This window comes from Bacillus sp. FJAT-27225 (genome assembly GCF_001685025.1).
Taxonomy (GTDB): domain Bacteria; phylum Bacillota; class Bacilli; order Bacillales; family Cytobacillaceae; genus Bacillus_D.
The window spans coordinates 388013-399486 of record NZ_MAYU01000023.1; the positions used below are offsets into that span (position 1 = coordinate 388013).

9 protein-coding genes are annotated in these 11474 nt (G+C 42.5%); 4 read left to right on the forward strand and 5 right to left on the reverse strand.

Annotated features, from left to right (window positions below; genetic code table 11):
* Positions 1-5: 5 nt before the first annotated feature.
* Positions 6-1520, reverse strand: coding sequence for a spore germination protein (locus tag A8F94_RS20725; RefSeq protein WP_066204811.1), 1515 nt, complete (start codon positions 1518-1520; stop codon positions 6-8).
* A gap of 120 nt (positions 1521-1640) precedes the next feature.
* Positions 1641-2525: a TetR/AcrR family transcriptional regulator gene (locus A8F94_RS20730; protein ID WP_066204818.1), complete on the reverse strand. Its 885-nt coding sequence runs from the start codon at positions 2523-2525 to the stop codon at positions 1641-1643.
* 183 nt (positions 2526-2708) lie between these two features.
* On the opposite strand from A8F94_RS20730, the gene A8F94_RS20735 reads away from it, so the two are divergent.
* The 3 genes from A8F94_RS20735 (at position 2709) to A8F94_RS20745 (ending at position 5259) form a co-directional block, all read left to right on the forward strand.
* Positions 2709-4226, forward strand: coding sequence for a DHA2 family efflux MFS transporter permease subunit (locus A8F94_RS20735; RefSeq protein WP_066204821.1), 1518 nt, complete (start codon positions 2709-2711; stop codon positions 4224-4226).
* Between the two features lie 140 nt (positions 4227-4366).
* Positions 4367-4633 (forward strand): hypothetical protein, encoded by a 267-nt coding sequence (locus A8F94_RS20740; protein ID WP_066204823.1) that lies wholly within the window; start codon positions 4367-4369, stop codon positions 4631-4633.
* On the forward strand, positions 4588-5259 hold the full coding sequence (locus A8F94_RS20745) for a hypothetical protein (RefSeq protein WP_066204827.1): 672 nt from the start codon (positions 4588-4590) through the stop codon (positions 5257-5259). Before A8F94_RS20740 ends, A8F94_RS20745 begins: the two co-directional genes overlap by 46 nt.
* A gap of 35 nt (positions 5260-5294) precedes the next feature.
* Here A8F94_RS20745 and A8F94_RS20750 read toward each other — a convergent pair whose 3' ends face one another.
* Positions 5295-6863, reverse strand: a complete 1569-nt coding sequence (locus tag A8F94_RS20750) for an ABC transporter permease/substrate-binding protein (RefSeq protein ID WP_066204830.1) — start codon at positions 6861-6863, stop codon at positions 5295-5297.
* Entirely contained in the window at positions 6863-7987 is a 1125-nt protein-coding gene (locus A8F94_RS20755) for an ABC transporter ATP-binding protein (RefSeq protein WP_066204833.1), read from the reverse strand. The genes A8F94_RS20750 and A8F94_RS20755 overlap by 1 nt, the downstream gene beginning before the upstream one ends.
* Before the next feature lie 459 nt (positions 7988-8446).
* On the opposite strand from A8F94_RS20755, the gene A8F94_RS20760 reads away from it, so the two are divergent.
* Positions 8447-10117: an alpha-glucosidase gene (locus tag A8F94_RS20760; RefSeq protein ID WP_066204839.1), complete on the forward strand. Its 1671-nt coding sequence runs from the start codon at positions 8447-8449 to the stop codon at positions 10115-10117.
* 99 nt (positions 10118-10216) lie between these two features.
* Here the strand turns inward: A8F94_RS20760 and A8F94_RS20765 are convergent, their stop codons facing one another.
* The gene (locus tag A8F94_RS20765) at positions 10217-11446 is read right to left on the reverse strand and encodes a DHH family phosphoesterase (RefSeq protein WP_066204847.1); all 1230 of its coding nucleotides are present in this window, start codon (positions 11444-11446) and stop codon (positions 10217-10219) included.
* Between the last annotated feature and the right edge of the window lie 28 nt (positions 11447-11474).

An 11474-nucleotide genomic window follows, 5' to 3' on the forward strand; every position in this document is an offset into this window, starting at 1 on the left:
CACCTCTATTCAGTATCAAGGTCCTTCTCTGGGTCGTTATTTACGGAGACTGCATACCGTTTCTTATCCAGGGTCCTGAGATATCCAGGTCTTATGGACAGAAGTGAATAAGGGGGCCTTGAAACCCCGGACCCTATATCTTTTATACGAAACGGAAAGAGAGGGACCATATAAGGGATGCCAATCGACTTAAGCTGCATTAAATGGCTAAGCAAGAAGACAATCGCAACTGCCAATCCATATCCGCCCCAGATTGCTGCCAAAAAAATAAGTGGGAATCTCAAAAAGCGGACGGTGTTGGACATTTTGTAAATGGGTGTAGTAAACGATGATAGTGCGGCAAGTGCGACAATGATTAACAGGATGTTACTCGTTAATGCTGCTTCGACCGTGGCCTGGCCAATAACAATACCTCCAACTATACCAAGTGTCTGGCCAATTTTACTTGGCAGCCTGGCTCCTGCTTCTCGAAGGAGCTCAATTGTAATTTCCAGGAACAAAACCTCCAAAAATGGAGGAAACGGTACATTTGCCCTTGAATAAATAATCGGGCCAAGCAGGTCGCTTGGAATGATCTCAAAATGGTAAGTCAGTACAGCAACGTAAATTGGCGTTGCAAACACTGAAAACGCAACACCGAAAAAACGGATCAATCGAAAAAAGCTTCCTTGAATCCAGGATAGATAATAGTCTTCTGCAGCAGAAAAAAAATCCAGCAAAGTGGAAGGGCAAAGAATTGCATAACAAGAGCCTTCCGTTAATATAGCCAGTTGCCCAGATAATAGCGAATAGACTGTCCTATCAACCCTTTCTGTAATGATGAATAATGGAAAAGGGGTTTTAGTATTATCAGAAATTAATTGGTCAATTACACCTGAATCAAATCTGCCATCAAAGTCGATATCTTTCAGACGCTGTCGTACCGTTTGGATATAGTCGGGATTTGTTACACCTTTTATATAGACGATGGAAACGTCTGTTTTTAATTTGCCGCCTACCCTTAATTCTTCGAATATCAAATCGGATGTTAAAATATCACGCCTTAATAAGTGCATGTTTACTTTTAAATCCTCAACAAAGCCAACCTTTGGGCCAACCACACTGTATTCACTGTTGGTTTCGTTCGTTTGCCGAATCCCTTCTGACCAATTTCCGATATTGATTAATGCACATTGTTGTGTGTCTTTTTTAAACAGAAGCGCTGCATATCCCTTATGCAGTTTTTCCTCAATTTCTCTAGCATCATCGGTTACCTTTATATCCTCAATAGGAATAAAGTTTCCGATAGTGGAAATTTCCTTTATCTCTTTGATTTTGTCGTGCAGATTCTTAAGGATAAGCTTATGAAGCTTTTTATCGTCAATTAACGTTGAATAGTAATGAAGGGAGATGCTTTTATTTTCAAACGGATAAATGCTTGAAAAATCGCTGGACTCCTTGGCGTTGGCTAGGATGTCCTTTAATTGGGTAGGAGGATCATCTTTCTTTTTCGCAGTCGGGCCGTTCTTCCGTCTAAACATCCAACCTCACCACCTTGTAGAAAAAGGAATTATGTTGTTAGTATGTATGTTTTGGAATAAAGTATGAGTAATGAAACAATGGCAAATTAAAAAAGCTCCCGTATGAGCGGAAGCTTTAATTTATTCTGTTTCCGAGGCAGCTTTTATAAACTGCTCCAATCCAGCTATTAGGTTCGCATCTATCAATCCATCAGTCCTTAACGTATCAATCGCACTCTCAATTACATATATGCGTGGTACCTTGCCGTTCATAAGTTCCTCTTCGATGAAGTCGAGAAGCTCATATCGCCTTTTTTGGTCGTCCAGATGAACAAGCTGCTTCTTCATGGCTAATATGGTTATATGCAGCTTGTCCCTGAAGTCCTGATTGGTGCCGCTTGAAAAAGGGAACAGTTTCTCAAAAAGAGATGAATCGAACAGTTGGTCATCCGATGCGGATACTTCCTCAACAATGGTAACGATTCGATTGACACTATATTTGACAATTTCGCGAATCGTTGGGAACGAGCTTTGCGCAAGTGAAATAATCTTCAAGTTTTGCTGCAAAATGCCCAAGAACAGCACAGAGCAATCCAGCAAATATTGCTTTTTTTCCTCGCCAAAGATATCGATAAACCGGTGGTAAATCCAGCGAAGATTGCGAAGGTAGTTGTCTCGAAGCAGATTTTTTAACTCAGGGTCATTTGATACAATTGCTTCATCATAGAGAGAAAGAAGCTTATTGGTTCGGTTTGTCTTAAGGTGCAATTCAACCTGTTTGATAAGGACATTAATATCAGAGCGTTTTTGTCCAATCAGTAGTTCATTGAGATCCGACTCGGATTGCTTGCGTATCGATTTTATAAGTGCGATTAACAATTCATTTTTTGAGGAAAAGTAATTGTAAAAAGTTCCTTTCGAAATGCCGCTCAAATCCAGGATATCCTGGATCGAGGTCGACTGGAATCCTTTTTCTATAAACAATTTGTGGGCAGTTTTAATAACATGCTGCTTTCGGTCGTTCATTTCATCACCCTGTCAGTTACTTGTACTCGGGGTACAAAAATTAGTCTATACTATTTTATTTGATAATTCAAACCTATAAAATAGGCGGTTTTATGGATTGAATTTTTTGGACTCATGGTATATGATAGAGTGCATGTGAAATAAAGGTATAAAAAAGTGGACTGAACGTATACAGGAGGAAATATGGAACAAAAAGTAACAAGCCATGCACGCCCCCCATACGGCATACTAGCCGTTTTGATGATTGGGGCGTTTATTGCATTTCTAAATAATACATTATTAAATATTGCACTTCCGTCCATAATGGCGGATTTAAAAATAGAGGCAGCAACTGTTCAATGGCTGACAACTGGCTTTATGCTTGTAAACGGTATATTGATTCCGACAACGGCATTCTTGATTCAAAAATACTCGGTTAGACAGCTTTTTCTAGCTGCTCTAGGAATTTTTACTATTGGTACATTAATCGCAGGGACAGCCCATGACTTCCCTGTATTGCTCTCAGGACGTATGTTACAGGCATCAGGTTCAGCTATCTTGATGCCGCTTTTGATGAATGTTATGCTTGTCAGCTTTCCAATAGAAAAAAGAGGAACAGCAATGGGTGTATTCGGCCTGATACTAATGTTCGCTCCGGCCATTGGGCCGACATTGTCTGGCTGGATTATTGAACATTATGATTGGAGAATGCTGTTCCATTTCATCACGCCAATCGCCGCTGCCATTCTCATAATTGGATTCTTCCTTCTAAAGGATAAGAAAGAAAAAACAAACGACCGATTGGATTTTGTATCCCTTTTACAATCAAGTATTGGTTTTGGCGGAATTTTATACGGGTTTAGTTCGGCAGGGAATAAGGGCTGGGACAGTCCGTATGTATATGGTGCGATACTAATTGGGACAGTTTCCTTGTTAATCTTCATTTTGCGCCAGTTAAGGCAGGGCAATCCGATGCTGAATTTCCGTGTTTATCAGTTTCCGGCTTTCGCCCTTGCTTCCGTCATATCAATGACAGTAAATATGGCACTTTTTTCAGGAATGATATTATTACCCATTTATACTCAGAACCTTCGTGGCATCACGCCGATGGATGCAGGATTGTTAATGTTGCCTGGTGCTTTAATTATGGCATTCATGTCGCCAATTACCGGCCGGCTGTTCGATAAGTTTGGAGGAAAGGTCCTCGCCATTGTTGGCTTGCTAATTATTACGGTTACCACCTTTGATTTTTCAAGGCTTACTCTTGAAACCTCCTATACTCACTTGATTGTTCTGTACTCAATCAGGAGCCTGGGCATGTCAATGGTCTTCATGCCCGTCTCGACAAACGGGCTAAACCAGCTCCCTCCGAGATTCTATCCTCACGGGACTGCGATGAACAACACGATGAATCAGGTTGCAGGAGCAATTGGAACTGCCCTTCTTGTTACCATTATGACAAACCGGACAGAATCGAGGGCGGCGGAGCTTGGTAAAGAGGCGATGAGCAAATTGACCGAGCAGCCTACTGGTGAAGCCGCTGCTCAAATGAAGCAGCAAATTATGGCTCAGGCTATGCTTGATGGGATAAATTTCTCATTTTTGATTGCTACGCTGATTTCAATTGTTTCTCTTGTTCTTGCGTTCTTTATCAAGCGTGCGACGCAAGCGGAAGATCCGCTGGAAAAATCGCAGGCAGGAAACAAGCTTGCGGAAAAGTAAAATTTGGGAAGAGGCAATGCCGATGCCATGGCATTGCCTTTTTTAATGAAAAGTTTCTCCTCATCCGCTCCTTATTAGCCAGAAACTTTATCAGCTTTACACCGTCCAAATATGTATTAAGAGAGGTGGGGGACGGTGTTGTGCAAAAGTTTAGAATAAGGAAAATTGTTATCATTTTGGCCGTCCTAGTGGCAGTTTCTCTGGTTCCATTTATGGAAGGACAGTTATTAAGCAGCGGCAATTCAACTGAAAAAGAAACTAAGCATCGGGATGAATTCTATGAAATCGGGCAGACGCTTATGGCGAAACACAATTATCCAAGCCGTCCTTATGACAGCAGAGTTGTAGTGGAAGGCGTCGGATGGAAGGATGGAAATTTCCGGTTATACTCAATGTTGTCAGCGTGAATGGAAGTTTCTATTCAGATGTACCGAAGATATTTTCTCCAATTGTTACATACAAGGGTAAGGAGTACATACTGACAAAAAAGGTCTGGATGGAGGGGGCGCTTGAACCTTACAAAGGCTCCTTAAGCCGGTTTGCAGTAACATCCCTTTCAGAAGGGATACCAGCCGGGGCGTGGCCTGAGAAACTTGAAGTCAATGGCCAGGAAATCAATCTTCCCGAAGTAACAGGAAAAGGGCAGCCTTTTCCTCAGTTTACACCTTTTAAGAAAACGATTGAGCATGTGGACAAGGAGTTTGGCTCCGGGGAAAATCAATATGTTATTAAAGGGATGAATATAAACGAAAAGGGCGGTACGGTTACATTAAAAGTAAAGGCCAATTTGGATAAGCCAAGAGAGTCCCGCTTTTTTCTGCTGGCCGATGATAAAAATCGGATTTTCAGCTTTCTGAAAAGCTCAATTCCAACCTATTATGAACAAACAGAGACACTGGTTAAACTAAGATTAACACAGCCGCTTCCTGCTGATATTTCGACCTTAAGCCTGGTGGTTTTTAAAGGGGAATCCCTTCAATCCCATCTATACGGGATAGGGAACAAAAAAGTCATACCTTTCTATAATGAATAATGAAAGAGCAAGGCAACTTTTGCCTTGCTCCTTTATTACCTAATAAAGCCTTCTTTAATTAAATAATCCCTCGCCACTTTGCTTGGTGACTGCTTGTCTGTATCTACTTTATTGTTCAGCTCGCGCATCGTTTCGTCAGTCAGTTTTCCAGCAAGAAGATTAATGGCATCTTCAAGCTCGGGGAATTTCTCCAGCGTTTCTTCCTTCACCACCGGAACAGCGTAATACGGCGGGAAGAAATTCTTGTCATCCTCAAGCACCTTCAAGTCAAATTCATCAATCAGCCCATCTGTTGAGAAGGCATCAATCACTTCACTTTCGCCATTTTGAAGGGCGGTATAGCGCAAGCCGCCATCGATTGCCCGCAAGTCTTTAAACTTCATGTTGTATGTTTCAACAAGGCCTGGAAGCCCGTCCGGCCGATTTGTAAATTCAATTGTTGAGCCCAATATCAGTTCCGGGCTGGCATCAGCAAGATCAGAGAAGGTTTCAAGCCCATATTGGTCGGCTGTCTCCTTGGTAACCGCCAATGTATAAGTATTATTGAAACCGAGCGGCTTCAAGGTCTTAATGTTGTACTTGTCAGCGAATTCCTTCTTAACGATTTCATACGCTTCATCAGGGTCAGTGGTTACTTCTTTTTTGAAAATGCTGACCAGTCCAGTGCCGGTATATTCAATATACATATCAATATCACCGCTGTTGATTGCACTCACTACAACATTCGTTCCACCCAGATTCAATTTTCTTTCTACTTCGATATCGGTTTTTTCCTCAATCAAGTCAGCGACCAGATGGGCGAGTATATTTGCTTCGGTAAAATTTTTCGTGCCAATCGTGACCTTGTCCTCCTTCGCGCCAGCTATAGAGAAGAAGTAGGCAAGGCTGACACCAGCAACGAGAAGCAGTGCAGCAGCAGGAATAAGAACTTTTTTGTTCTTCCATCCCCTTTTTTTAGATGAAGCAAGTTTGGCTTTATTTGTATAAGACATTCCCGATTCAAGTTTTCCAACAGCAAAGTCAATTAGAAGCGCAAGGATACAGGCAGGGATGGCACCTGCGAGAATCTTGTTGGTATCAACTGAATTTACTCCCGAGAATACAAGGAAGCCGAGGCCTCCCGCTCCAACGAAGGCGGCAATGGTCATTAAGCCGACTGCTGTAACAGCGGAAATCCTCACACCTGCCATTATGATGGGAAACGCAAGCGGCAGCTGAATCTTGCTCATGATTTGGCTATTGGTTAAACCAATTCCTTTTGCGGCTTCCAAAATATCACGATCAATATTTGTCAATCCAGTGTATGTGTTCTTGACAATTGGAAGCAAGGAATAAAGGACGACCATGATAATTGCAGGAGTACTGCCAATTCCGACAAATGGAATCAGGAAACCTAGTAGCGCCATGCTTGGAACAGCTTGGACTACATTGGCAGTCCCAATGACAGGTTTCGATAATGTTTTGTTCCGTGAAACAAGAATGCCTAAGGGAACCCCGATGATAACCGCAATTCCCACAGCCAGAATGCTTAAGTAAATATGCTGGCCCAATAGTGACAGGATTTGCTGATGATTGTCAGTGACATATGTAAAAAATTCATTCATTAGAATGCCACCTCCATGTCAATCAGCTGGCTGCTTAAGGCCGAGAGGATGCTGCTTCGGGTAATCAAGCCGGTTAATTTGCCAGCCTCATTAATAACCGGGAGATAGCCGATTTTATGCTCATTCATGATTTTCAGTACCTCGATCAAATTTTCCTCTTCCTGGACTGAAAGGACATTGCGCTCCATTAAGTCCTCAATAAGCCCGGTCCGATTTTGAAGCTTAACGGCTTTTAGAGTCATCAGGCCAACGAGATTAGAGTCTCTATCTGTCACCATCAGGCTGTCTACTTTATTTTCCTTCATAATCTCAATTGCCTGCAGCACATTCCTTTTCGGCGAAACTTTAACAGGTGAGGTAATCATAATATCCGATGCTTTCAGGACTTCCGGGTTATTCCAAACCCTTCGTTTTCCAATAAATTCTTCAACATAGTGTGATGCCGGATTCTTTAGAATATTTTCGGGAGTATCATATTGGACGATTTCCCCGTCTTTGAGGAGGCAGATTTTATCGGCAATCTTATAGGCTTCATCCATATCGTGGGTAACAAAGATGATAGTTTTGTTCAATTCCTTCTGCATATTGAATAGTTCATCCTGAAGGGAGCTCCGGGTGACAGGATCAAGTGCGCTGAAGGGTTCATCCATTAAGATGATATCGGAGTCGGTAGAAAAGGCCCTTGCAACACCGACGCGCTGCTGCTGGCCTCCGCTTAGTTCTTTTGGATAGCGGTACTTATATTCTTCTGGGTCAAGTCCAACCAGGCTGAGCAGCTCATCAGTCTTTTTTTCAATTGCCTGTGGGTCTTCACCTTTAAGTTTAGGAATCAATTCAATGTTTTCTTTAATCGACATGTGCGGGAAGAGGCCTGTATTTTGAATGACATAGCCAATATTGCGGCGCAACTGGATTGGATCCGTTTCTGATATGGCTTTTCCATTCACATAAATTTCTCCAGATGTCGGCTGGATGAGCCGGTTCACCATTTTTAAAAGAGTGGTCTTTCCGCAGCCGCTCGGGCCGATAAAGACAACCAATTCACCATCATTGATGGTGAGATTAAAATCATTGATGACGGTTTGCCTATGATACTTTTTAACAATACCTTCAAAACGAATCATTCTATACCCCCTCTGTTTAGTGACAAAAAGCGACAGTAATTTTTACCCAGACTGTTCACCAACAAAACCTATATATGGAAATTTGGGGATGTGTGAATGGAGAATAATCTAATAGAGGGGTCGAAATAGATTAATCATGCGTGCGTAAGTGGAGATTAACTCCCCATCCAAAAGGACGGGTGGTGTCCACCTGCCCTTTAAAATCTAACAAATGCGAGGGGCCGCACCAAAATAGGCGGCCTCAACTACTATTTATAAAATTTTTCCTCTATAATTCTGTTATCTTATTAAGATTGTGTTTTGGAATGCGAACGGATATGCTATGATGTAGTGGATTGCTCTATCAATTTATTTTTCTATGGCTTTTAGTGCAATCGTTTGCATTAACTATAAGCGGGGGAAAAAGAATTCTCCCATGATTGTTTAGTTTCACTTTATTCCTTACTATGAGGTGCAATGATGAATAAGAAATGGTGGAAAGAAAGCGTTTGCTATCAAGTGTATCCCCGAAGCTTCATGGACAGCAATGGCGATGGCATTGGAGATTTGAAGGGGGTTACGTCCAAGCTTGATTATCTTAAAAATTTAGGAATAGATGTCATTTGGCTGTCACCTATGTATAAATCTCCAAATGATGACAATGGCTATGATATTTCCGATTACCAGGGCATCATGGATGAATTCGGAACAATGGCAGATTTTGATGAATTGCTCGAAGAAGTGCATAAACGGGATATGAAATTGATTCTTGATCTCGTCATTAACCATACGAGTGACGAACATCCATGGTTTATTGAATCTAGATCTTCAAAGGAAAGTTCAAAGCGTGATTGGTATATATGGCGTGATGGCAAAGCTGGCAAGGAACCGAATAACTGGGAGTCGATTTTCAACGGCTCGGCATGGAAGTATGATGAACAGACAAAACAATATTTCATGCATCTCTTTTCAGCGCGACAGCCTGACTTAAACTGGGAAAATCCTGAAGTCAGGCAGGCACTTTTCAATATGGTAAACTGGTGGCTGGAAAAAGGAATTGATGGATTCAGGGTTGATGCAATTTCCCATATTAAAAAGAAGCCCGGGCTCCCTGACATGCCGAATCCAAAGGGGCTGCAGTATGTGCCTTCTTTCGATTATATGATGAATGTGGAAGGTATTGATGACTTCCTGAAAGAGTTTGCTGACAAAACGGTCCGTAAGTATGATGTGATGACGGTTGGGGAAGCCAATGGTGTCCGCCTTGCTGATGCCGACAAGTGGGTTGGTGAAAAAGACGGCTACTTTAATATGATTTTCCAATTTGAGTTTCTTGGTCTTTGGGACAAAAACAAGAAAGACTCTGTAGATGTTAAAGCATTGAAGCGTGTACTGACAAAATGGCAGAGAGGCCTTGAAGGTGTCGGCTGGAATGCCTTGTTCATCGAGAATCACGACCAGCCCCGCCGCGTATCTACATGGGGAAATGATAAGAGGTACTGGAAGAAAAGTGCCAAAATGCTTGGTGCGATGTACTTTTTAATGAAGGGGACCCCTTTTATTTACCAGGGTCAGGAAATTGGGATGACCAATGTGAAGTTCCCTTCAATTGATGACTATGATGATGTGGGAATGAAGAATTATTATAGGATTGAAACCGGGAAGGGACGTTCCCACGAGGAAATCATGGAGTTCATCTGGAAGCATGGCCGGGACAACGCACGTACACCTATGCAATGGGATTCGAGTCATATGGGTGGATTCACTACTGGAGATACAACATGGTTTGGCATGAACCCGAATTACACAGACATAAATGTTGCCAGCCAGATTGATGACAAGGATTCGATCCTTCATTTTTATAAAAAATTAATTCGGCTCCGTAAAGAAAATAGCCTTTTTGTTTATGGAAAATACCACTTGTATCTTCCGAACCATCCAAAGCTTTTCGTATACACTCGTACCCTTGGGGCAAGAAAAGCAATTATTCTTTGCAATGTGCATGGGACACCTTCCAGGTTGAAATTGCCGACAGCAATCAGGTATAAGAAAAGCAAATTGGTTCTGAATAATTATCCGGTAACTGGACCGAAACTGCCGAAGGAATTTACAATGAAGCCTTTTGAAACGAGGGTCTATTTCCTTAATTAATACCCTGCAGTCTTACGCTTCGTCCCTATGAAGCTCTTGGCTATAAAATTTAAATGTGAAAAACAAGCGGCGCCCATTCCGTGTGGATGGGCGCCGTTTTTAGTCCAGTAAATGCTGGAGCATGTCTTTGTATGATTGCCTGGCTTCCTCGAACGGTATATCGAGGGCTTCACTCAGCCTTCTCAGTAAATCATTGTCATAGCTTAGCCAGGCTGAGTAGGTTCGTTTTACATCCCGCTCGGCAGCAACAAAGGAGTCAAACTCTGTAGAAGCGTTCCCCTTAGAGACAGCCTCAACCCTGCCTTTTTCCAACGGACGAATTAAGATCATATCACCATTACGGTTTTCAAAATATGTTCCATAGGAGGTTTCCCTTAAGTTAAGTTCATTTCGGTCCGCATCGAGCTTAAGCGGCTGAAGGGGAAAAACATCAACAACTACCTTTTGGAAGATATCTTTTCCGAGCTCACAGCCACTAGCCTTTGGATGCCCGCCCCCGCCAAAACGGGACGCAAATTCGGCAACATTCACCTCATCATGGATTGTTCGGAAGCCAGCCTTTTTTCCACCGACATTCAGGAGGGCGACCATATCGAGGTGGGAGAATAGTTTATTCAATGCATTGCCCAATTCGGATAGATATTGTTCGGCATGGACAATACCTACGCAATATTCATCCACATTTGCCTGAACCAGCTGCCTGCTTTTTGAACGGATGTACCGTTCAATCTTGGCATCTTCAATATCAAGCAGGAAGTTTTCACTTTCCGAAAGAGAAAAAGCTTCTGGATGGTTTTTAAGCCTCTCGAGCAATTCTTCCTCGAACTCGCTCCTGTCCATAATATAAAATAAATCATTCAGCCTCTTGGCAGCCGTATTATTATTTTCATCCCATTCCCATGTGTCATACTGGCGGACAAGGTCGACAAACTCTTCAAGCGCCTTTGTTGCGCCGAGAGCACCCTTTTTAACAAGATGGTCATAGAACAGAGAGGTAGCGCAGGTTTTTTTCCCGGAATCATACTCTGGCAAGACAAATCCCCACTCATATTCATTGAAGTGCATCGCGGTTACATGGTGATCGATGAGCCGGATATGGCCACCCTTTTTAAAACGGTCAGCAAGCTTCTTCTCCACCTCGGAATTTACTGCAAGATCTGTTATGTATAGTTCTTCCCTGGCTGTTTCAGGGTTGGCTATGTAATGCTGAACTCTGTCGTTCAAGACCCGGTGCGAACAATAAGCGACATCAGCCTGGTCTCCATACGCCAGCCTGGCAAGCAAGCCGCAGCCTAGCCCGTCCAAATCTATATCTGTGAAAAGCTTCATCTCGGAAGTCATCCTTTCTTGTCATTCA